The sequence below is a fragment of the Dietzia sp. NPDC055343 genome, assembly GCF_053645265.1.
Genome location: NZ_JBSHMJ010000024.1, coordinates 1 through 21,018 on the forward strand (window position 1 = coordinate 1; position 21,018 = coordinate 21,018).

At 71.1% G+C, this 21,018-nt stretch carries 25 protein-coding genes and 1 pseudogene; 14 read left to right on the forward strand and 12 right to left on the reverse strand.

Annotation, left to right across the window (positions count from 1 at the left end; all coding sequences use genetic code 11):
- A partial coding sequence (aroD, locus tag ACWIE7_RS12270; protein WP_454069348.1) for a type I 3-dehydroquinate dehydratase occupies positions 1-677 on the forward strand: 677 nt, incomplete at its 5' end.
- Here the strand turns inward: aroD and ACWIE7_RS12275 are convergent.
- Positions 678-1,118 carry an SRPBCC family protein gene (locus ACWIE7_RS12275; RefSeq protein WP_230929149.1) on the reverse strand — a complete coding sequence of 147 codons (441 nt, stop codon included), beginning with the start codon at positions 1,116-1,118 and terminating at the stop codon, positions 678-680.
- 49 nt (positions 1,119-1,167) lie between these two features.
- Here ACWIE7_RS12275 and ACWIE7_RS12280 point away from each other — a divergent pair, with 49 nt between their 5' ends.
- From ACWIE7_RS12280 to ACWIE7_RS12290, 3 genes are all read left to right on the forward strand, one after another.
- On the forward strand, positions 1,168-1,731 hold the full coding sequence (locus ACWIE7_RS12280) for a DUF1697 domain-containing protein (protein ID WP_454057149.1): 564 nt from the start codon (positions 1,168-1,170) through the stop codon (positions 1,729-1,731).
- A gap of 262 nt (positions 1,732-1,993) precedes the next feature.
- Positions 1,994-2,545 carry a DUF2599 domain-containing protein gene (locus ACWIE7_RS12285; protein WP_454069349.1) on the forward strand — a complete coding sequence of 184 codons (552 nt, stop codon included), beginning with the start codon at positions 1,994-1,996 and terminating at the stop codon, positions 2,543-2,545.
- Positions 2,542-3,369 (forward strand): alpha/beta fold hydrolase, encoded by an 828-nt coding sequence (locus ACWIE7_RS12290; protein ID WP_454069350.1) that lies wholly within the window; start codon positions 2,542-2,544, stop codon positions 3,367-3,369. The genes ACWIE7_RS12285 and ACWIE7_RS12290 overlap by 4 nt, the downstream gene beginning before the upstream one ends.
- On the opposite strand, the gene ACWIE7_RS12295 is transcribed toward ACWIE7_RS12290, so the two are convergent.
- Positions 3,335-4,087 (reverse strand): PAS domain S-box protein, encoded by a 753-nt coding sequence (locus ACWIE7_RS12295; RefSeq protein ID WP_454069351.1) that lies wholly within the window; start codon positions 4,085-4,087, stop codon positions 3,335-3,337. The genes ACWIE7_RS12290 and ACWIE7_RS12295 overlap by 35 nt on opposite strands.
- 164 nt (positions 4,088-4,251) lie before the next feature.
- On the opposite strand from ACWIE7_RS12295, the gene ACWIE7_RS12300 reads away from it, so the two are divergent.
- The 3 genes and pseudogenes from ACWIE7_RS12300 (at position 4,252) to ACWIE7_RS12310 (ending at position 7,361) form a co-directional block, all read left to right on the forward strand.
- Positions 4,252-5,910 carry an AMP-dependent synthetase/ligase gene (locus ACWIE7_RS12300; RefSeq protein WP_454069352.1) on the forward strand — a complete coding sequence of 553 codons (1,659 nt, stop codon included), beginning with the start codon at positions 4,252-4,254 and terminating at the stop codon, positions 5,908-5,910.
- Between the two features lie 56 nt (positions 5,911-5,966).
- A pseudogene (nadE, locus tag ACWIE7_RS12305) lies at positions 5,967-6,785 on the forward strand (ammonia-dependent NAD(+) synthetase); the annotation flags it as partial.
- A 24-nt stretch (positions 6,786-6,809) separates the two neighbouring features.
- A complete protein-coding gene (locus ACWIE7_RS12310; protein WP_454069395.1) occupies positions 6,810-7,361 on the forward strand; it encodes a cysteine hydrolase family protein in 552 nt (183 codons plus the stop codon).
- Here the strand turns inward: ACWIE7_RS12310 and ACWIE7_RS12315 are convergent.
- From ACWIE7_RS12315 to ACWIE7_RS12325, 3 genes are all read right to left on the reverse strand, one after another.
- Entirely contained in the window at positions 7,358-8,371 is a 1,014-nt protein-coding gene (locus ACWIE7_RS12315) for a pirin family protein (protein ID WP_452100770.1), read from the reverse strand. The genes ACWIE7_RS12310 and ACWIE7_RS12315 overlap by 4 nt on opposite strands.
- Positions 8,372-8,432: 61 nt before the next feature.
- Positions 8,433-9,041 (reverse strand): DedA family protein, encoded by a 609-nt coding sequence (locus ACWIE7_RS12320; RefSeq protein WP_454069353.1) that lies wholly within the window; start codon positions 9,039-9,041, stop codon positions 8,433-8,435.
- A gap of 80 nt (positions 9,042-9,121) precedes the next feature.
- Positions 9,122-9,754, reverse strand: a complete 633-nt coding sequence (locus ACWIE7_RS12325; protein WP_454069354.1) for a YdcF family protein — start codon at positions 9,752-9,754, stop codon at positions 9,122-9,124.
- Between the two features lie 238 nt (positions 9,755-9,992).
- Between ACWIE7_RS12325 and ACWIE7_RS12330 the strand changes: the two genes are divergently transcribed.
- The 3 genes from ACWIE7_RS12330 to tpx all read left to right on the forward strand — a co-directional run bounded on the left by ACWIE7_RS12330 (position 9,993) and on the right by tpx (position 12,199).
- On the forward strand, positions 9,993-10,550 hold the full coding sequence (locus ACWIE7_RS12330; RefSeq protein ID WP_454069355.1) for a DNA-3-methyladenine glycosylase family protein: 558 nt from the start codon (positions 9,993-9,995) through the stop codon (positions 10,548-10,550).
- Between the two features lie 264 nt (positions 10,551-10,814).
- Positions 10,815-11,675, forward strand: a complete 861-nt coding sequence (locus ACWIE7_RS12335; protein WP_454069356.1) for an adenylate/guanylate cyclase domain-containing protein — start codon at positions 10,815-10,817, stop codon at positions 11,673-11,675.
- A 26-nt stretch (positions 11,676-11,701) separates the two neighbouring features.
- Positions 11,702-12,199 carry a thiol peroxidase gene (gene tpx, locus ACWIE7_RS12340; protein WP_452100765.1) on the forward strand — a complete coding sequence of 166 codons (498 nt, stop codon included), beginning with the start codon at positions 11,702-11,704 and terminating at the stop codon, positions 12,197-12,199.
- A gap of 51 nt (positions 12,200-12,250) precedes the next feature.
- On the opposite strand, the gene ACWIE7_RS12345 is transcribed toward tpx, so the two are convergent.
- Both ACWIE7_RS12345 and ACWIE7_RS12350 read right to left on the reverse strand, forming a co-directional pair.
- A complete protein-coding gene (locus ACWIE7_RS12345) occupies positions 12,251-12,805 on the reverse strand; it encodes an NADPH-dependent FMN reductase (protein ID WP_454069357.1) in 555 nt (184 codons plus the stop codon).
- Positions 12,806-12,840: 35 nt separating this feature from the next.
- Positions 12,841-13,653, reverse strand: coding sequence for a PaaI family thioesterase (locus tag ACWIE7_RS12350; RefSeq protein WP_454069358.1), 813 nt, complete (start codon positions 13,651-13,653; stop codon positions 12,841-12,843).
- A gap of 52 nt (positions 13,654-13,705) precedes the next feature.
- Between ACWIE7_RS12350 and ACWIE7_RS12355 the strand changes: the two genes are divergently transcribed.
- A complete protein-coding gene (locus ACWIE7_RS12355; RefSeq protein ID WP_454069359.1) occupies positions 13,706-15,133 on the forward strand; it encodes a sensor histidine kinase in 1,428 nt (475 codons plus the stop codon).
- Here ACWIE7_RS12355 and ACWIE7_RS12360 read toward each other — a convergent pair.
- Together ACWIE7_RS12360 and ACWIE7_RS12365 are read right to left on the reverse strand one after the other, a co-directional pair.
- Positions 15,130-15,810, reverse strand: a complete 681-nt coding sequence (locus ACWIE7_RS12360; protein WP_344994547.1) for a response regulator transcription factor — start codon at positions 15,808-15,810, stop codon at positions 15,130-15,132. The genes ACWIE7_RS12355 and ACWIE7_RS12360 overlap by 4 nt on opposite strands.
- Before the next feature lie 6 nt (positions 15,811-15,816).
- Positions 15,817-16,656, reverse strand: a complete 840-nt coding sequence (locus tag ACWIE7_RS12365; RefSeq protein ID WP_452100943.1) for a serine O-acetyltransferase — start codon at positions 16,654-16,656, stop codon at positions 15,817-15,819.
- A 72-nt stretch (positions 16,657-16,728) separates the two neighbouring features.
- On the opposite strand from ACWIE7_RS12365, the gene ACWIE7_RS12370 reads away from it, so the two are divergent.
- Positions 16,729-17,052 (forward strand): putative quinol monooxygenase, encoded by a 324-nt coding sequence (locus ACWIE7_RS12370; RefSeq protein ID WP_452100944.1) that lies wholly within the window; start codon positions 16,729-16,731, stop codon positions 17,050-17,052.
- Between the two features lie 102 nt (positions 17,053-17,154).
- Here the strand turns inward: ACWIE7_RS12370 and ACWIE7_RS12375 are convergent, their stop codons facing one another.
- Positions 17,155-17,970: a DUF1906 domain-containing protein gene (locus tag ACWIE7_RS12375; protein ID WP_452100945.1), complete on the reverse strand. Its 816-nt coding sequence runs from the start codon at positions 17,968-17,970 to the stop codon at positions 17,155-17,157.
- A gap of 158 nt (positions 17,971-18,128) precedes the next feature.
- Here ACWIE7_RS12375 and ACWIE7_RS12380 point away from each other — a divergent pair, with 158 nt between their 5' ends.
- A complete protein-coding gene (locus ACWIE7_RS12380; protein ID WP_454069360.1) occupies positions 18,129-19,046 on the forward strand; it encodes an oxidoreductase in 918 nt (305 codons plus the stop codon).
- Here ACWIE7_RS12380 and dapA read toward each other — a convergent pair.
- Positions 19,043-19,933 carry a 4-hydroxy-tetrahydrodipicolinate synthase gene (gene dapA / locus ACWIE7_RS12385; RefSeq protein WP_454069361.1) on the reverse strand — a complete coding sequence of 297 codons (891 nt, stop codon included), beginning with the start codon at positions 19,931-19,933 and terminating at the stop codon, positions 19,043-19,045. The genes ACWIE7_RS12380 and dapA overlap by 4 nt on opposite strands.
- 85 nt (positions 19,934-20,018) lie before the next feature.
- Positions 20,019-20,144: a hypothetical protein gene (locus ACWIE7_RS12390; RefSeq protein ID WP_269074846.1), complete on the reverse strand. Its 126-nt coding sequence runs from the start codon at positions 20,142-20,144 to the stop codon at positions 20,019-20,021.
- A 123-nt stretch (positions 20,145-20,267) separates the two neighbouring features.
- Between ACWIE7_RS12390 and ACWIE7_RS12395 the strand changes: the two genes are divergently transcribed.
- Entirely contained in the window at positions 20,268-21,014 is a 747-nt protein-coding gene (locus tag ACWIE7_RS12395) for a pirin family protein (protein ID WP_454057161.1), read from the forward strand.
- The last annotated feature ends 4 nt before the right edge of the window (positions 21,015-21,018 follow it).

The following is a 21,018-nucleotide window of genomic DNA, read 5'->3' on the forward strand; positions in this document are numbered from 1 at the left end:
GCTGGTGCGCGGCCTCGGCGGCGGCGCCGGCCGGCGCCGCCGCCGAGTGGCGGGTCGACCTCTTCACGCCGTTCACCGACGGCGGCGGGGGCGATCCGGCGCAGGCAGTCGCCGCGCTCGAGCGGCTGGTGGGGCTCCTGCCGAACACCCCGATCCTCGCGACGTTCCGCACCACCGCCGAGGGCGGGTCGGCCGAGATCGCCGCCGACTCCTACGTCGCGCTGATCGACGCCGTGGCCGCCACCGGCCTGGCCGCGGCTGTGGACGTGGAGTACAGGCACCCGCAGGCGGACCGGGCGATCGCCGCGGCGCACCGGCACGGCGTTCCGGTCGTGGCCTCCAACCACGACTTCGACGCCACTCCCCCCGTCGAGGAGATCGTGGCCCGACTCGAGGCCATGGAGGCCGCCGGGGCGGACGTGGCCAAGATCGCGGTCATGCCGCGCTCGGCCGCCGACGTGGTGTCGCTCCTGGACGCGACCGAACGCCGCTACCGGCAGGCGCGGATCCCGCTCATCACCATGTCGATGGGCGCGCTCGGCGCGGTCACCCGTATCGGCGGAGGTGCGTTTGGATCCGCGGCGACCTTCGCCACCGTCGGCGCGGCATCGGCCCCGGGCCAGCTCCCCGCCGACGGGGTGCGGGCCGCGCTGGACCTCCTGCACCGGGGGCGCTAGCTAGCCGTAGCGGCGCAGGACCTCCGTGCGCAGGCCCTTGGTGGCCGTGTCGGCGATGCTCTTCTGCGCCTTCTTGACCACCATGCCGGGGAGCTTGATCTTCAGGTCCACCTCGAGGTCGAAGATCACCTCGGTGGTGCCGTCGCCGTTGTCGGTGAGCCGGTAGCGGGCGTTCTGCAGCTTCTGCGAACCGCTCTCGATCAGCGACCAGCTCACCTCGCCGTCGTACCACTCGTACCTGACGACCATCTCGTCGGTGACCCCGTACTGCGAGATCTTCTCCCACACGACAATCGGCCAGCCGTCCGCGTCCTCCTCACGGACCTCCACCGCACGGTGGGCGTCCGACCAGTCGACGAGGGACCTGACGTCCGCCATGACCTCCATGATCTCGGGGATACCGGCCTCGATGGTGATGACTGATTGCACTGAGACTGCCATGCTCAGTAAAGCTACCCTCACGCCCGCGCAACGGTGCGAGGATCAGTACATGGCGGACCAGCACACGGACTCGGGCACACACCGCGCGGTGGCACTGCTGCGCGGGATCAACGTGGGCAAGGGCAACCGGATAGCGATGGCCGAGCTCCGCGCCGTGACCGAGAACGCCGGCTGCACAGCCGTCGCGACCGTGCTGGCCAGCGGAAACGTGGTGGTCACCGACCCGCGCTCCCCGGCCGAACTGCGGCAGGCACTCGAATCGGCCTACTCCGCGGCCTTCGGTTACGACGCGGTGGTTCAGGTCCTCACGCGCGACGCCGTCGCGGCAGCGGTCGACGCGTACCCGTTCGAGACGCTCGACGAGCACCACGACTACCTGGTGTTCTCCGACTCCGAGGAGGTCACCGCGCGAGTCCTGCGCGACATGACGGACGCAGTCCGGCCCGGCACCACGGAAATCGTGGCTGCCGGGCCGGGCTGCGTGTACTGGCGGGTGTCCCGTGGCGATTCGTTGGCGTCAACGGCGGCGAAGGTCACCGCGGCCAGGGAGTACGCGCGTCATCTCACCACGCGGAACCTCAATACCCTGCACAAGATTCTCGCGCTGGGCTAGAGACGGATCGGTCAGTGACTGATCAGGGCGCCTCGACGGACGCGCCGAGGGTGTCGACCAGGGCCGCCAGGGGGCCGAAGATGGCGGGGAAGATTCCGTCCCACATTGCCTGCAGCTGGGTGAGGTCGAACTGGGGCATCGGTCACTCTCCTTCTATTCAAGGACGGCGCGCGGCTGTTCCGCAGGCACCGCATTCCTATTGTCACAGGATCCAGGCACGCGTGCCCGTTTGCAACCCCGGCGCCGTGGCAGACTGCCTCCGATGCCCCACCACCACGCCCGCCGATCCCTCGCCGCCGCATTCGTGGTGGCCACCCTGACCACGGTCGGCTGCTCGACCGGCGCGTCCGGGAAGGAGGAAACGGCTGTGGGGTCGGACACCCCGGCCACGTCGAGCTCCTCGCCCTCGCCCTCGCCATCGACCGGGTCGCCGTCGACCGGGCCGACGGCGTTGTCGTCGTCGACCCCGTCGCCACGTCCTTCGTCGCCCGCACCGGCCCCCGCCACTCCGCCGTTCGTCGCGTCGGCGACCTGGGGCGACTCCGACTACGGCGTCACCCTTCGCGTGGCGCCGACACCCTCGGCGCTCCGGGCGACCGGCCCCGCCGACGCGGCCACGGCCTGGGCCGAGGTGCTGCGCCTGGCCCCCGACGCCGACACCCCCGGCATGCGCGAGCAGTTCGACTGCCACTGGACCTGGGCGCGGCTGCTCGAGCCGGACAAGCCCACGTGGAACCTCGAACCGTGGCGGCCGGAGGTGACGCCTGACGTGATGCTGCTGGAGGGCTGCAACCCGGGAGGGCCGGAGGTATGACGACGACGAGGTCCACGCACACCAGCGCCGGCGGGGACGGGGCGGCCCTGGCCCGCGATCTCCGGGGCGACGGGGCCCCGGTGGTGCAGCTGCACGGACTGTCCTCGAGTCGGCGCCGCGATGAACTGCGGGGCCTGGACCTCACGGCGGGCCGGGAGGGACTGCGCGTCCTGCGTTATGACGCGCGCGGCCATGGCCGGTCGCCCGGATCGCCCGATCCGGCCGCGTACACGTGGCCCGCGCTCGCCGGGGACCTGCTGGGACTGCTCCACGAGGTCTTCCCCGGCCGCGCGGTGCACGGGGTGGGCACCTCGATGGGGACGGCGACCCTGCTCACGGCCGCCGTGGCCGAGCCGGCGCGGTTCGCTTCGCTCACGCTGGGGATCCCGCCGACCGCGTGGGAGTGGCGCGCGGAACAGTCGAAGCTCTACGAACTGGGTGCGCGGCAGGTGGCGCGGTGGGGCGTGGCCCGGTGGGCGGAGCTGACGCACCGGCCGCCCACCTCGCCGGCGATCGACCCGGACCGCCCGTTCCTGCCGCCGGATGTGGCGGACGAGTGGCTGCCGGCGGCGTTCCGGGGCGCGGCGGCCTCCGATCTTCCGTCGCGGGACGAGGTGGCGCGGCTGACGATGCCGGTCCTGTTGCCGGCCTGGCCGGACGACGCCTCGCACCCGCTGGAGGTGGCCGCCGAGCTGGCGGGGCTGCTACCCGATGCACGGCTCGAGGTCGCGCGCTCCCCGGTGGAGGTCGAGGCGTGGCCGCGGGCGGTGTCGGCGTTCATCGGGGGCCTCACTGACGAGACCGGAGCAGCCCCGCCTCGGTAGCACGGGTGGCCACCGCGGCGCGGCTGCGGGCGCCGAGCCTGGTGATGATGCGGCTGACGCGGTCCTTGACCGTGTGCACGCTCAGGTGGACCCGGTCGGAGATCTCCTGGTTGGAGTAGCCGTCGGCGATCAGCGCGATGATCTCCAGGTCGTCCTGCAGACCCATCACTCGCGCCGTCTCGAGCTGGAGCGAGCTCTCCACGGCGTCGAGCGCCTGCTCCGTCCGGCCCGGGTCACCGCCGGCGCGGCCGACCATGAGGTTGAGGCGCCGGTAGACCTCGAGCGCGGCGCGCTGCTGCTCCTCGAGGAGTTCCAGGCGCCTGGTCTTGGTGGCCAGGTTCGCCTGGAGTCGCCGCAGCTCGGTCATGTCCCGGCCGACGCCCTGCCGGCCGACCAGCCGGCCGTCGCGGTAGATGTTCCCGGCGTGGATCTCCAGGTCGCGGAGCTGGCCGTCCGGCTGCAGGATCCGCGTCTCGAAGTAGCGTCCCGGGTCGGCGCTGGCCATCCCCAGTCGGAAGTGTTCGACCGTCTCGGCGAGGGCGTCGGGGTCGATGACCTTGGAGAAGTGCTCGCCGATCAGATCCGCGACGTCCCAGCCGAAGATCCGCTCGCCGGCGGGGTTGATGTAGGTGAACCTGCCGTCGGTGTCGACGGCGTAGACGACATCCGCCAGGCGGGCCAGGAGGTCCCGGTAGTCGAGGGACGGATCGTCGTGCATCAGCCCAGGCTACGGCAGCGTGCGTGTCCGGCCCGGCCCGCCGGGGTCGGCACCCGTTCGGGTGCTCTTCCACGACCTCCGGGGGTGTCACCGCGCCCGCGCGGTGGCCGAGAATGTGAGCCAGCCGACACTGCGACCACCCCGACGAGCCCCAGGAAGCCACCGTGACCTCCACCGCCACCCCGTCCGCCTCCGCGATCGCCACCCGCCTGGCGGAGTCGGGCACCCTCGCCGACCTGTTCCTCGCGACGGCCGCCGCCCACCCGGGCGCGGTCGCGCTCCGCTCCCACGAGACGGGAGCCGAGGTCACGTACGCACAGGCCCGGGCGCGGGTCGGGGCGATCGCCGGCACGCTCCGCGAGCTGGGTGTGGCCCCGGGCGAGCCGGTCGCCCTGATGCTGCGCAACCGGCCGGAGTTCCACCTCGTGGACACCGCCGTGATGATGCTCGGCGCCGTGCCGTTCAGTCTCTACAACACGTCGGCGCCGGATCAGCTCGCGTACGTCCTGGCGGACGCCGGTGTGAAGACCGTCGTGACCGAGGCGGGGTTCCGTGAGGTCCTGGAGGCCGCGCTGGGCTCTGCCCCGATGGTGGAGCGGCTCGTCCTGGCGGACGAGAACCCGGACCGCTACGACGACCTGCTGGGCGAGTTGGCCGCCGAGGAGACCGGTTTCGACTTCTCCTGCGCCGAGGTGATCCGCCCCGACGACCTGCTGACACTCATCTACACCTCCGGAACCACGGGACCGCAGAAGGGCGTCGAGCTCACCCACGAAGGCATGCTCACGCAGCTTCGCGGGGTCCATGCCGCGGTCCCGCTGCCGGGACACGGGCGCCAGATCTCGTTCCTGCCCGCGGCCCACGTGGCCGATCGCTGGACCTCGCACTACTCCGGCTTCATGGCCTACGCCAACACGGTGACGTGCGTGGCCGACATGGCGGAGCTGCCGGCCGCGCTCGCGGCCACGCGCCCGACCCTGTTCGGCGCCGTCCCGCGGGTGTGGGAGAAGCTCAAGGCCGCGCTCGAGACGGGCTACCCGGGTGACGCGGTGGCCGACTCCGTCGCGAACCCGCAGGTAGCCGAGGCGCTGCGGGCCAAGATCGGACTCGACGAGGCCCGCTGGGTCGTGACCGGGGCGGCCCCGACCCCTCGCGGCGTGCTGGAGTTCTTCACCGCCCTCGGTCTCCCGCTGTGCGAGATGCTGGGGATGTCCGAGGTCTCGTGCTGCGTGGCCACCAACACCCCGGACGCCATCAAGCTCGGGAGCGTCGGAAAACCGCTCGACACCGTCGAGGTCCGGATCGCCGAGGACGGCGAGGTGGCGGTGCGCGGCCCGCAGGTCATGCGCGGGTACCGCGGTGCGCCGGAGAAGACCGCCGAGGCGATCGACGGCGACGGGTGGCTCCACACGGGCGATATCGGCCGGCTCGACGAGGACGGCTACCTGTGGATCGTCGACCGCAAGAAGGAGCTGATCATCAACGCGGCCGGCAAGAACATGTCCCCGGCCAACATCGAGATGGCCATCCGCTCGGCGGGCAACGCGATCTCCCACGTGGCCGTGATCGGCGATCAGCGTCCCTACAACGTCGCCCTGATCGTGGCGGACCCGCAGCGGGCGGGCGACCCGGAACTCGAGGAGACGATCCGGGCGCAGGTCGATCGCGCCAACGCCACGCTGTCGCGGGTCGAGCAGATCAAGAAGTACACGGTGCTGCGGCAGGACTGGCGCCCCGGGCACGAGCTCACGCCCACGATGAAGTTGCGGCGCCGGGTGGTCGACGATCTCTACGCGGCGGAGATCGAGCAACTCTTCGCCTGAGCGCGGCCTCCGGCCTCCGGTGGCGCGCCGCCGCGGCACATCCACACAATGGGGCCATGCGTGAGAAGCAGCGAACGATCATCGACGCCCTGAGGGTCCGGCCCGAGATCGACCCGGCCGCCGAGGTCGAGCGGCGGATCCGATTCCTGGTCGACTATCTGCACGCGAGTGGGGCCCGCGGCTATGTGCTGGGCGTCTCCGGCGGCGTGGACTCCACTCTCGCCGCCCGCCTGGCGCAGCTGGCCGTGGAGCGCGTGCGCGCCGACGGCGGCGAAGCGCGGTTCGTCGGGATGCGCCTGCCCTACAAGGTGCAGCACGACGAGGCCGACGCGGCGGCCGCCGTGGAGTTCATCGGCGCCGACGAGGTGCTCACCGTCAACGTGGCGCCCGGCGTCGACGCGCTCGACACCGAGATCGCCCGGGCCGCGGGCGCCGAGCTGACGGACTTCACCAAGGGCAACGCCAAGGCCCGCCACCGGATGGTCGCCCAGTACGCGCTGGCCGGGGACCGGGGGCTGCTGGTGATCGGTGCGGACCACGCGGCGGAGAACGTCACCGCGTTCTTCACCAAGTTCGGCGACGGCGCCGCGGACGTCCTGCCGCTGTCCGGCCTGGACAAGCGCCAGTGCCGAGCGCTACTCCGGCACCTCGACGCCCCGCGCCAGCTGTGGGCCAAGGTCCCCACCGCCGACCTGCTCGATGAGAACGTCGGGCAGACCGACGAGGACGAGCTGGGCCTGCGTTACGACGACATCGACGACTACCTCGAGGGCCGCGACGTCCCGGACGCGGCGGCCGAGCGCATCGAGGCGGCGTGGGACCGGGGCCGCCACAAGCGCACCATGCCGGTCTCGGTGTCCGACACGTGGTGGCGCCCCGGGCCGCCGACGGCGCTCGCGGTGATCGACATGCAGAACTCGTATTTCGAGTTCCCGGACCTGGCGGAGGTGCGCGACGAGCTGGTCGCGCGCGTCAACGAGCTCATCGCCGCCGCCCACGGCGCCGGCCGGCCCGTGGTGTTGGTGCGGACCGAGCACGCCCGTGACGGTTCCACGTGGACCCTCAACATGTGCGACGACGACGAGGGGTTCGCTTTCCCGGGAACGGAGCAGGCCCAATTCCTGGACGGTCTGGACACCGGCGGGCATGTGGAGGTGGTCAAGACCCGCGACAGCGCGTTCTTCAAGACCTCGCTCGCCGCCGAGTTGGCCCGGCTGGGGGTGGACCACCTGCTGCTGTGCGGGGTCTCGACGCACAGCTGCGTTGCACAGACCGCGATCGACGGGTTCGCGGAGAACGTCCACATCGCGGTGGCGCGCGACGCCATCGCCTCGGATGACGCCGCGCTGTCCGCCGCGCTGCTGGAGTTCCTGTCGGACCAGATGCGCCAACCGATGATCGATCAGTCGGCGGCCCTGGAGCTGCTCCGGACCGGCGACTGGCCGGACTAACTCGCCTCGGCCGGCCGCTTCTCCGTGCCGTCGGGGTAGCGGGCGAAGCGCGTCTGGCCGTGCGGGTGGACCGGTCCGTTGCTCGGCAGGTCCCACTGCCCGAACACCCCGGCGCGGTACTCGTCCATCGCGGCGATGATGTCCTCGCGGGTGTTGCCGACGAACGGCCCCTGCTGGACGACGGGCGCGCCGATGGGCCGGGCCTGGAGGATGAGGAACGCGGCGCCGTCGTCTCCGGCGGTCACCGTGACCGGCTCCGGTGCGAGGACCGCGGCGTCATAGCCGATCTCCTGCCCGTCGACGGTGACCCCGCCGCCGTAGTTGTAGAGCACCCGCCCGGCCGAGGCGTCGAATGCGGGGAGCTCGGTGCTCACGCCGGGGTCGAGAGTGACGATCCAGATGGCCAGGTGGTTCTCCGGGCGGGCGGCCCACGAGTTCGGTGGTGGGTCGAGCGCGCGTACGCCGTCGAGTTCGCCGGCGATCACGCGGAACCGCGCGGCGGCGCCCTCCTCGCCGCGCACGACGATCGGGGTCTCCTCGGCCCAGAACATGTCGAAGTGCGGCTCGGCCGCCTTGTCCTCGGGGGCGAGGTTGAGCCAGATCTGGAAAAGCTCGAGCGGGTTGGGGGCGTCGTCGTTGAGCAGCGGCATCATCTCCGAATGGGAGATGCCGGCCCCGGCGGTGAGCCACTGGGTGTCGCCGTGGCCGAAGCGCGCGGCGGCGCCGAGCGAGTCGGAGTGGTCGACGATGCCGTCGAGCACCACGGTGACGGTCTCGAAGCCGCGGTGCGGATGCTGGGGGAAGCCCGGAACGGTGTCTCCGTGGTACATGGACCAGCCGTCCTTGCCGGAGAAGTCCTGGCCGATCGACCGCCCCTCGAGCGAAGTGGCGGGACGCATGGTGGTGCCGTCGGCGGCAGGGAACTCGTCCCGGTGGTGGGCGGTGAACAGGAACGGGTCGATGCCCGGCCACTGGGCCCCGAGCGGAACGACCTGACGGATGGCGGACATGGGCTCCTCCTATGGCGGGACAATTTTGCTGTCACATCATCCAACTGGCGGCGGGCCGGTGTTATTCCGCGGGCCGCCCGTCAGACTCCAGCCTGGCCTGCGCACGCTCCTGCAGCCACCGGCGCACGAGGAACGCCACCACCAGGACGCCGATCGCCGCCGCCACGGCGTTGGAGAACCAGCCGGCCACCGCCTCGATCCGATGCCACTGACCACCGAGCAGGTAGCCACCCACCACGAAGATCGAGTTCCAGATCAGACTGCCGGCGAGGGTCAGCGCCAGGAACAGCAGGAAATTCATGCGCGCGACCCCGGCCGGGATGGAGATGAGGCTGCGCACCACCGGCACCATGCGACCGAAGAACACCGACGCGGCGCCGTGCCGGTGAAACCACCCCTCGGCCTTGTCGAAGTCCTCGACCTTCATCAGCGGGACGCGCCCGAAGATCGCGCGCACGCGGTCGGCCCCGAGCCAGAAGCCCAGGGCATAGGCGAGGATCGCGCCGAGCACCGAGCCGAGGGTGGTCCAGAAGATCGCCCCGGCGAGAGTGAAGGTCCCCTGCGCGGCGCTGAACCCGGCCAGCGGGAGGATGACCTCGCTGGGAATGGGCGGGAAGACGTTCTCCAGCCCCACGATGATGGACGCACCCGGGCCACCGAGCGCGTCCATCAGGCCCACGGCCCAGCCGGCGATGCCGCCGAGTTCGCCCTCGGCCGCGAGGACCGACGACGGGGAACCGGGAACGGGTATCAGCCCCGCGCCACCACGCCGGTGACGGGGATACGACCGTCGACCGCCTGGCGGAAGTTGAGGACCGCCCGGTTGAGGTGGAAGTCGTTGGTCACCACCACGGCGCCGGTGGTGCCGCGCTCACGGAAGATCTGGTCGGTGAACTGGGCGTTCTGCACCGTCGAGTTGGAGTTGCTCTCCTCGGTGATGCGCCACGGGGCGATGCCGGCACCGCGCAGCCAGTCGCCCATCGCGCGCGCCTCGGTGAGACCGTTCTTCGGCACGCCGCCGGTGACGATGATCCGCGAGGTCGGGTACTGGGAGGCGAGCCGGAAGCCCGTACGCAGCCGCTCCTCGAGAATCGGCGGGATATGGCCCTCGGGGCTCAGGCCGGCGCCGAGGATGACGATGTCGGTGGTGAACGGGTTGATCGTGAGCACCGCGGGATCATCTGTGCCGAATTTGTCGAGATCGCCGCACGACGGCAGCAGCGCCTGATCCACGACCTGACACCCGAGCATCACGGCGCCGTTGTACAGCGCGGTGGTCGACGGCATATCCGCCGACCCGGCCGACGCGGTGCCGGCCCCCAAGCTCATCGCCATGGCCGCGGTCGCGGCGACTGCAGCGATACGCTTTTGTGTCTTTCCCACGAATCCGGTCCTCTCCCAAGCAAAGTTGTGACCCATCGGTTATCGGCGCTGGCAGCCGAGGCGTTACCTCCGAACTCGGATCGATCACGAATGCGCGCGTACCGTGCACGTCATGACGGAAGGATACGACAAAGTAACGGCTGTACAACACCTCTGCCGGGCAGATTCTGTGCTTGGTGCCCATATCGCTTCTGTCGGCCCCTGCACCCTCAACCCACCCCCGGATGCGGGAACCCACATGCTTTTCGACCGTTTGGCGTCGTCGATCCTGTCCCAGCAACTGTCGGTCAAGGCCGCCGCGACGATCGCCGGACGCCTCCGCGACCGCGCCAGCACCACAGGCCACACTAGCCCCACCAGCGCCCGCCCGCTTCTCGCGCCGGACCTTGTCGCCACCCTGTCCGACGAGGAACTGCGCGCGTGCGGGATCTCGCGGCCGAAGGTGGCCGCCCTTCGTGATCTCGCCGACGCGGTGCGGTCGGGGCGGATCCCCACCCTCGAGGTGCTTCGCGGATATGACGACGACGACGTCATCAACGCCCTGACCGCCGTCCGCGGGATAGGCCGCTGGACCGCCGAGATGCAGTTGATCTTCCTACTGGACAGACCCGACGTCTTGCCCCTGGCCGATGTGGGGGTCCGCCGCGGTTTCGAACGGGTGCTGGGCCTCGAGGCCAAGGCCACTCCCGCCCAGATGGCCGAGCACGCACAGGCCTGGGCGCCGTACCGGTCGGTCGCGTCCTGGTTTCTGTGGCGCGCGGTGGACCAGACCGGGGAATCCGCCCCTCCGGCCTGACGCAGACCCCGCCGCCGGCGAAGGGCCCCTGACCTGCAGTGCCCTGCTCACCCTCTCCAGGGCACCCCAGGTCAGAGGCCCGAACGACCTTTCAGTGGATACCGGACACAACCTCTCGCTCTGCCACTGTCCTGTCCTCGCGCTCGCGTCCCTGCCGACGTCTGCAGCCCGCTGACCTGCGGTGCCCTGCTCACCCCGCACAGGGCATCCCAGGTGAGGACCGGGAGCGCCCCGCGCCGACGGTCCACGTCCTAGTCTCGTCCCATGACCACGTCCGCCGAGGGGCCCACGCCCGAGCCGGAGAACCAGCCAGCACTGCCGGCGGAGCGCTGGGCCCGCATGCGCGCGGCGGCGACCCGGGTGGCCACGGGAGCCTACGACGCCAACCGGCACCCGACGTCGGTCGAGATGGCCCGGCGGATCCGGCGGGTGCTGCCCGGGGACTCGGGATTCGGGGACCCGCTCTCGGCGGCGGGACGCGACGGCGCCGGCACTATCGCGCGGATCGCCGGCCGACTGTTCGACGAACGCCCCACGGCCACACGCGAGGTGACGCTCGGCGGCCTGCAGCTGTGGCACGCGCTGCGGGAGCGGGCGGGCCGAGGGGTCGGCGAGCACGAGGTGACGATCGTGTTCACCGACCTGGTGGGGTTCTCGAACTGGGCGATGCGCGCTGGCGACGAGGAGGCCCTGCGGCTGCTGCGGCGGGTCGCGGCCGCCACCGAACCCGAGGTCGTGGCGCACCGCGGGGCCGTGGTCAAGCGGCTGGGCGACGGGATGATGGCCGTGTTCCCGTCCCCGCAGCTCGCGCTCGACGCGGTCGCCGCGTGTCTGGAGGGTGTGGGACGGATCGAGGTCGGCGGGTGGCGGCCACGGCTGCGGGTGGGGGTCCACACCGGGCATCCGCGGCGGATCGGCGACGACTACCTGGGCATGGACGTCAACATCGCCGCGCGCCTCGGCGAGAAGGCCGGAGCGGGAGAGATCCTCATCAGCGAGGCGACGCGCGCGGGCCTGGATCCGGCGCGGGTGGCGACCCGCCCCAAGCGGACGTTTCGGCTCGGCGGGGTCAAGGGAGTGCCTGACGACGTGGTGGTCCACGTGGCGACTCCCCACCGACGCTGAGGCCCGCCGTGCGGTAGAACGGACTCATGGCAACCACCGCATTCAAGGGCAACCCCGTCTCCACGTCCGGCGAGCTTCCCGCCGTCGGCTCGACCGCGCCGGCCTTCGACCTGGTCGGCTCCGACCTGTCGGCCGTCACCTCCGAGTCGCTGGCCGGCAAGAAGGTCGTGCTCAACATCTTCCCGAGCGTCGACACCGGCGTGTGCGCGACCTCCGTCCGCACCTTCAACGAGAAGGCCGCCGGCCTGGAGAACACCGCCGTGGTCTGCGTGTCCGCCGACCTGCCGTTCGCCGCCGCGCGCTTCTGCGCCGCCGAGGGCATCGAGAACGTCTCCACGGGCTCGACCTTCCGCAGCACCTTCTCCACCGACTACGGCGTCAAGATGATCGACGGCCCGCTGGCCGGCCTCAACGCCCGCTCGGTCGTCGTGCTCGACGCCGCCGGCAAGGTCCTCTACACCCAGCTCGTCGACGAGATCACCACCGAGCCGGACTACGACGCCGCGCTCGCCGCCCTGAACTGACACACACGACCGCGGCCCGCCCCCTGCACAGGGGGCGGGCCGCTGTCATGCTCACGGCTCAGCGCTCATGCGGCGCCTCGCGCTCTCGAGCTGATCGAACACGGTCGCGATCTCCCGGGTGCGGCGCTCGGCCGGCGCCACGCCGTCGTCGTCGAACTCGGCGAACGTGCTCAGCGAGACCTGCTGGCGCACGCCGAACATGCGGAAGTTGGCGACGATCTGGCGCCAGTGCTCGACCGCCCGGACGCCGCCCTCGGCGCCGTAGGACACGAAGGCCACGGCCTTGTCGGCCCACTCGCCCCCGAGCGAGTCGAAGGCGTTCTTCAGCCCGCCCGGCACGCTGTGGTTGTACTCGGGGGTGACAAAGACGAAGCCGTCGTAGGAATCGATCGCGGCGCTCCAGCGGGTCACGCGCTCGTCGTCGTACTGCTTGTTCGCCGCGCCCGGCACGGTGGCCGAGGTGAGCAGCGGGACGTCGAAGATCTTGAGGTCGACCAGCTCGTAGGTCACGCCCTCGCGCGACGCGGCCTGCTCGGCCACCCACCGCGCGACGGACTCGCCGGCGCGCCCCTCACGGATGCTGCCCAGGATGATGCCGATCTTCACGTCTGGTCCCCTCTCGTCGGTCGGTCCGGCCGCCCCTAACCCTGCCCGTAGACGGTGACCGATGCCACCGCGCACACGCGACCGCGGTCGTCGAGCGTGGTGGCCCGCGCGATGCCCCAGCTCCGGCCGTCGTGCACGGCCTCCGCACGCACGGTGACCGGCTCGACCAGGGGGACCTGCCGGATGTAGTGGACCTCGAGCGACGACGAGCTGACCTCGCGCTCGTGCGGGAAGACGGCCGCACCCGCGATCTCCGCGACCGCGGCGAACACTCCCCCGTGCAGATTGCCCAGCGGGTTGGCCAGCGCGGGCTCCGGGGCGATCACGGCCTCCACCGCGCGGGTGCCGCCCGGGCCGTCATCGCGCTCGTCGAGCGTCAGGCACAGCACCTCCGGCAGCGTTCCCGGCGCGAGCAGGGAGGGCCACGGGGGCTCGTCGTCGAACTCGTCCGGGTCGACGCCGATCGAGAACTCCATGGACTTGACCAGTGCGGCGGCGACCACCTCGTCGTCGTCGTCGACGATCTCACCGCGCGTGGTGAGGACGCGGCCGTCCCCGCCCAGGTGGTCCGTGCGCACGCCCAGGCCGGTCGAGCCCTCGCGCGGCGGCGAGACGAGGTCGATGCGCAGCTCGGTGGTGACCGTCCACATCCCGCTCGGCCGGCGGCGGTGGTTCTCGGCGCCGAGCCCCGAGTCGACCAGGACCGCCAGTCCGCCCGTGGCGAAGCGTCCGCCGGGGCCAATGAACTGGTCGCCGACCGGCTGGTGCCAGGTGATGGATCCGTCCCCGGCCTCGTCGAAGGTCACGCCCAGGCGCGGCTCGGGGCCTCTGTACTGCGATTCTCTCACCCCGCGACGCTAACACGCGTTCTAGTTCCCGCCGGGCACGCACAATGGGACCGTGCCCCTGAACCGCGACGTCCTCACCACTCCCCACCGGTGGCCCATCCGCGTCGCGACCACCGTGATCGCCACCGCGATCGTCATGCTCGTGCTGGCCGCCGCGGCTGGCGGCGCGTGGCTGATGCTGCGCTCGGCCGTGCACAGCACGATCGACACCCTGAACCGCAACCGCGCCGTCGAGGTGGCCGGGCAGCTCGCCACCCGCGGACCCCAGGCCTCGCTCGAGATCGTCGCCGAGCCGCTCGCGGGCGTCGACATGGTGCGCATCATCACCCCCGACGAGACGATCCTCGCCGGTCAGGTCATGCACGGACTCGAGAACGTCCCCGTGCTGACCGCGCCGGCGGCGGGGGAACTGGTCCGGCACCGATTCCGCGCGCCGAACGGCGACGACGTGCGGGTCACCTCCGTCGGCGTCGACGTGCGCGGGACCACGTTCGTCGTGCAGGTCGGCGCCGGTACCGACCGCTACGACTCCCTGCTCGACACCGGCGCGATCCTGTTCCTGTCGTTCGTGCCCGTCGCGGGCCTGGCCACCGCGGTGTTCGTCCACTACGCGATGGGCCGCGTGCTGCGCCCGGTCGAGGCGATCCGCTCACGGGTCGCCGCGATCTCCACGTCCGGCCACGGCGAACGGGTCCCGGTGCCGGAGGCGGAGGACGAGATCGCCCGCCTCGCCGAGACCATGAACGCCATGCTCGCCCGCCTGGATTCCGCCCGCACCGCGCAGGTGGCGTTCATCGGCGACGCCTCCCACGAGCTGCGCAGCCCGCTGTCCACGCTGTCGACGATGCTCGAGCTGTCCTCCACCTCGGGCACGCCGGTCGACGTCGAGACCGTCGACGAACTGTTGCTGCCCGAGGTCGCGCGGATGCGCTCGATGGTCGAGGACCTGCTGCTGCTCGCCAAGAACGACGAGTACGGCATGCCGCTGCGCCGCGACGACGTGGACCTCGACGACATCGTGCTCTCCGAGGGCACGCGGGCGCGGGGCCTGGGCACCGCGGCCGGCGCTGGGCTGCAGGTGGCAGTGTCGGTGGAGCCGGCGCGCCTGTGCGGTGACCCCGACGCGCTGCAGCGCGTGGTGCGCAACCTGGTCGACAACGCGCGCCGGCACGCGCGCGAGCGGATGTCGCTGGGGCTCACCGTCGACCGGTCGGTCGCCGGGTCGCCGCGCGCCGTGATCGTGGTCGACGACGACGGCGACGGCGTTCCCGCGGACCAGCGACATTCGGTGTTCGATCGCTTCGCCCGCCTCGATGCCGACCGCGCGCGTGGCAAGGGCGGTTCGGGGTTGGGTCTGGCGATCGTCGCGGAGATCACGCGTTCCCACGGCGGCAGCGTGCGGGTCGAGGACGCGCCCGACGGCGGTGCCCGGTTCGTGGTGGAGCTGCCGGTCGAGGAACTCGGGGAGTTCGGGGACTAGCCGGCCGTGCTGTCCACGAGTCGGTAGCCCTGACCGCGGACCGTCTCGATCGAGCGCGCCTTGAACGGCGTGTCGATCTTGCGGCGCAGATAGCCGACGTACACCTCGACGATGTTGTCGTCGCCGTCGTAGGCCGAGTCCCACACGGACCGCATGATCTGGGTCTTGGACACCACCTGGTTGCGGTTCCGGATCAGGTACTCCAGGACCGCGTACTCCCGCGAGGTCACGGTGATCCGGGTGTCGCCGCGGCGGACCTCCCGCGCGGCCGGGTCCACCACGAGGTCGCCGGCCTCGAACACCGCGGGGCGCTCGGGGGCGCCCCGGCGGACCAGCGCGCGCAGGCGCGCCTCGAGCACCACGAACGAGAACGGCTTGACCAGGTAGTCGTCCGCTCCGAGGTCGAACGCGTCGGCCTCGTCGTACTCGCCGTCCTTGGCGGTGAGCACGAGCACGGGCGTCCAGATCTCGCGGCGGCGCATCTCTCGCACCACCTCGTAGCCGTTGCGGCGCGGCATCATGATGTCGAGCACCACGACGTCGTACTCCTCGTCGGCGGCCATCGCGAGACCGGCCTCGCCGTCACCGGCGGTGTCGACGGCCCAGCCACCGGCGACCAGTCCGCGGCGCAGGCTCTCCCGCAGCGCAGGCTCGTCGTCGACGACCAGGACTCGCATCTGCCCTCAGGCCTCGGAGTCGATCTTGTGGTCCATCTGCTCGGCCGGGACCACCGAATCGGCGTGACGGCGCACCACCTTGGCCGGCACCCCGGCAACCGTGGTGTGCGGCGGCACCTCGTGCAGGACCACCGAGCCGCCGGCCACCCGCGCGCAGTCGCCCACACGGACGTTGCCCAGCACGATCGAGCCGGCGGACAGCAGCACGCCGGAGCCGATCTTGGGATGGCGGTCGCCGTCCTCATTGCCGGTGCCGCCGAGGGTGACGCCCTGCAGGATGGACACGCCGTCGCCGATCACGCAGGTCTCGCCCACGACGATGCCGGTGGCGTGGTCGACGAGAATGCCCGACCCCACGCGCGCGGCAGGATGGATGTCCATCGCGAACACCTCGGAGATGCGGCTCTGCAGGAACGAGGCCGCCATGACGCGCCCGGAGTGCCACATCTCGTGAGCGACCCGGTGCACCTGAAGGCCGAGGAACCCCTTGGCGAACAGGTACGGCACCAGGTAGTTGGGGTAGGCCGGGTTGCGCTCGTAGCTCACCACGAGGTCCGCCGCGACCGCCTCCAGGACGTGCGGGTTCTCCGCCAGGACGGCGCGGATCTCCTTCTCCAGCACGTGGCGGCCGATCTCCGGCGTCGCGATGCGGGAGGCCGCCAGCCGGGACAGGGATTCACCCAGGTCATCGCACCCGTCGATGAGGTCAAGGACGAGGCCGGCGATCAGCGGCTCGGTCCTGCTGGAGGCCGCGTCGAGCGACAACTGGTTCCAGACCGCACGCACGGAGGAGTCGGCCTCCGCCTGCGGCACGCACGGGTTCTCGATGCTCAGCTCGATGGTCACCCCACCCAGGGTAGGCCCGCGTCGTCGCGGGGGTCGAGTCGCACCGGTCGGAGAACGCGGCATCATGGGGGCATGATGCTCATCAACGTCCGTTTCGACGTCAAGCCCGAACACGCCGATTCCTGGCTCGAGATCACCCGCGAGTTCACCGAGGCCACCCGCGCCGAGCCGGGCAACCTGTGGTTCGACTGGTACCGCTCCACCGAGACGCCCACCGAGTTCCTGCTGTGCGAGGCGTTCCGCGACGGCGACGCCCCCGCCGAGCACGTGGGGTCCGCCCACTTCCAGGCGTTCACCGGCTCCGCCGCGCAATACCTGCAGCGCACTCCGCGGATCATCAACACCACGCTCGAGGGCGATGCGTGGGGGACGATGGGCGAGATCACCGTCGAGTGAGCTCCCGGGCCGCAAATAGGCGCTGACCTGGGGTGCCCTGCACACAGCGTGCAGGGCACCCCAGGTCAGAGGTGTTCGTGGGTCAGTGTCGGTGGTGCCGGGTCAGCTCTGGCTGCCGAGCGCGGACTGCGCGAGAGCGGCGAGATCGATCGGCCACCACTGGCCGTAGTCGAGGGCGTAGACATCGTTGATGTCGCTCTGGACGCCCCCGACGGCCCACTGCTTGCCGGCCTTCTGGTGGATGGTGGCGTGCGGGTTGAGGCGCCCGTTCGAGCCCCAGTCGTGCTGCCAGAAGTACTCGCCGAGGTTGCGGCCACGGCACCAGTCGATGGTGGGGGCGTTGGCGTACACGCCGAGCTTCATGCCGGCACCGTTGAGATGGTGGCGCCACCGCTCGAGGTAGGGCGCGATCAGGTTGTCGAACTGCGCGCGGCTGGGGTTGTCGTCGATCGCGACGTACATCGGAACTCCGCCCGGGCCGCCGGCCTCACGGTGGATCCGGATACCGACGGGCGCGTGGGTGTCCGCGCCGCCGGCCCCGCCCTTCCAGTCGGCGGAGTCATCCTTGCCGTACTGGTAGCAGGAGACCATGCTGAGGCCGTGGGCGCGGAAGTCGTCCACCTCGCGGCGCAGCAGCGGCTTCCCGCTCATCCACTCGGCGCCGGGACGACGGTTGGAGCAGTAGCGGACCGCGCCCATGTGGCCGGCCGCACGAACAGCGGCACCGGACGGCGGCCCCGACGCGTAGTCGAGGATCGTGCCGATCGGGATCCCCGCACCGGCGCCGGGAAGGCCTCCGAGCCCGGCGGGGATGGAGGACTGGGCGCCGACGGCGGGCGTGATGCCCGCCGCGAGGGCGCCGGCCCCGGCCACGCCGATACCGGCGCGACGGAGGAAGGTTCGGCGGTCGAACGTCATGGAGGTACTCCGGGTTCTCGGTCAGTGACGGTGGCGCGTGTGGCGGATGGGGCTCGCGCCCCCGACGAGTGTGACACAAGAACGTCGCGGCGTCTCCCCCCGGCGTTACCACACGGGTGGAGCGCCATCGGCCAGGCGCGGCTGGTTGACTGATGTTCATGACCCGCTCGCGCAGATGGAACACCGCCGACATCACTGATCAGACCGGCCGCACCTTCGTCGTCACCGGCGCCAACACGGGGATTGGCTTCGCCACCACCAGGGCCCTCGCCGAGCGGGGCGCGCGCGTGATCATGGCCTGCCGGAACATCGAGAAGGCCGAGGCCGCGCGTGCCACCCTGCCGGCCGTCTCGCGGGCACTCACCGAGGTCCGCCGGCTCGACCTGGCGGACCTGGACTCGGTGGCCGCGTTCGTCGCCGACGCCACCACCGGCGAGGGCGCGCTCGAGCGGATCGACGTGCTCATCAACAACGCGGGCCTGATGAACATCCCCCACGGCCTCACCGCCCAGGGCCACGAGATGCAGTTCGGCGTCAACACGCTGGCCCACCATGCGCTCACGATGGGGCTGGCGCCGCTGCTGACCGACCGCGTCGTCTGGCTCGGCTCGCTGGCCCACCTGTGGGGCCGCATCGACACCGACGACCTGGACTCGGAGCGCCGCGGCTACCGCCCGCTGGGCGCATACGGGAATTCCAAGCTGGGCTGCATCATGCTCGCCTACGAGTGGCAGCGCCGCTTCGACCGTGAGGGTCGGGATCTGCGCTCGGTCGCCGCGCACCCCGGGTACACGGCCACCGAGCTCATCCGGCAGAGCGGCCGCCCCCTCGCCGACCGGTTCTTCGAGCTCGGCAACTCGATCCCGGGCGCCGGGCTCAGCCCCGAGCAGGGCGCACTGCCGGTCCTGTACGCGGCCACGGTCCCGGACATCGCCGGCGGCGCGTTCGTGGGGCCCGACCGGGCCGGGGGGCTGCGCGGCTACCCGCGGATCACCTGGTCGACGCGCCGCTCACACGACGCCGCCGTCTCCGCGGATCTGTGGCAGCGCTGCACCGATATGGCGGCGTTCCGCTAACCGAGCAGGCCGGCGGCGGCGAGCCCGGTCCGGAGCTTCTCCTGATGCTCGGCCGGCCCTTGGAGCAGCGGCATGCGCAGCCGGTCAGAGTCGATGATGCCCTGCATCTTCAGGGCCGCCTTGACCTGGATCGCGCCCTGCGAGGTGTGCATGATCGCGTCCACGGCCGGGATGAGGCGGGCGTGGATCTCCCGGGCACGGCCGAGATCGCCGGCGTCGACCGCGTCGACCATCGCGCGGTAGTCGTTGCCGGCCACGTGGCCCACGACCGAGACGACGCCGGTCGCCCCCAGCGCCAGGAAGGCGAGGTTGAGCACGTCGTCGCCGGAGAACCACAGCAGGTCGGTCTCGGCCATGAGGCGGCTGGCCTCGAACAGGTCGCACTTGGCGTCTTTGACCGCGCGCACCTGAGGGATCATCGCGAGCTGACGGATGGTGTCCGTGGTCAGGGCGGTGCCGGTACGGCCGGGGATGTCGTACGCCATGACGGGCCGGTCGGCGGCCTCGGCGATCATCCGGAAGTGCTCGACGATCCCGTGCTGGGTGGGCTTGTTGTAGTACGGGGTCACCACGAGCAGCGAGTCGGCGCCACGGGCGACCATCTCGCGGGCAGCGCGCATCGAGTGCTCGGTGTCGTTGGTGCCGCAGCCGGCCATCACCTTGACCCGGTCCCCGACCGCCTCGACGACGGCCGCGACGGAGTCATAATCCTCCTCGTCGGTGGTCGTCGCGGACTCGCCGGTCGTGCCGTTGACCAGCAGGCCGTCGTGACCGTTGTCGGCCAGGTGGACCGCGAGCCGCTGCAGACCGTCGAAATCGATCGAGCCGTCGTCATGCATGGGGGTCACCATCGCGGTGATGACCCGACCGAAGGGGTTGTCGGACATGCGCACCAGACTAGGCCACATCAGTGGTGATGCGCGCCCGGGCGGGCGCGGGTGCGGCGTACATCACCTCCGCAGGGCCGCCGTCCTAGCGGACCTTGTCGGGGTCGGTGTTGAGGAATCGGCCGAGAGTGTTGTCCACGACGATATGGGCCACCTCGTTGGTGGTGGCTACACCCACGCGAAGGGTGGTGATCAACGCGTTCTGCAGCATCGGATATACCTCCTACATACTGTGACGCTCATCACCGTACGCCGCCCGGTGACACGGCATCAAATATTCGGCAAACTTTCTGGACGGACGTATTGGACGAACGTACTAGACGAGGAGGTCCCCGTGTCAGTGAAGATTCGACGCTCGTTCTCGCGCTCCCACGACGGTGGCGGCTGGCTGGACTCGCGCCACTCGTTCTCGTTCGCCCGCCACCAGGACCCGATGAACACCCACTTCGGGCGGCTGCTGGTGAACAACGACGACCGCATCGCCGCCGGCTCGGGGTTCGACACCCACGGTCACCGCGACATGGAGATCGTCACCTGGGTCCTGTCCGGCTCGCTCGTCCACCAGGACTCCGAGGGCCACAGCGGCATCATCTACCCCGGCCTGGCCCAACGCATGAGCGCCGGGAGCGGCATCCTGCACTCCGAACGCAACGACACCCCGACCGATCCGGTCCATCTAGTGCAGATGTGGGTCGTGCCGGACGAGACCGGCGGGGACCCCGGATACGAACAGCTCGAAATCGACCCCGGGGAGCTGGAGAACACGCTCGTCGTCGTCGCCGGAGGGCTCCCCGCCTACGCCGACCGGGCGGCCATCCGGATCCGCAACCGCACGTCGGCCCTGCTCGCCTCCCGCCTGGCGCCGGGCCGATCCGTCCAGCTCCCAGACGCCCCCTACCTTCACCTCTACGTGCCGGTGGGCTCCGTGGCGCTCGAGGGCGAGGGCGTGCTCGCCACCGGCGACGCCGCCCGCATGACCGCCTCAGGCGGGCGGCGCGTCACCGCCGGGGACTCCGGCGCCGAGATCCTCGTGTGGGAGATGCACGCCGGCATGACCATGCTCGACGTGCGCGGGCACTAGCTGG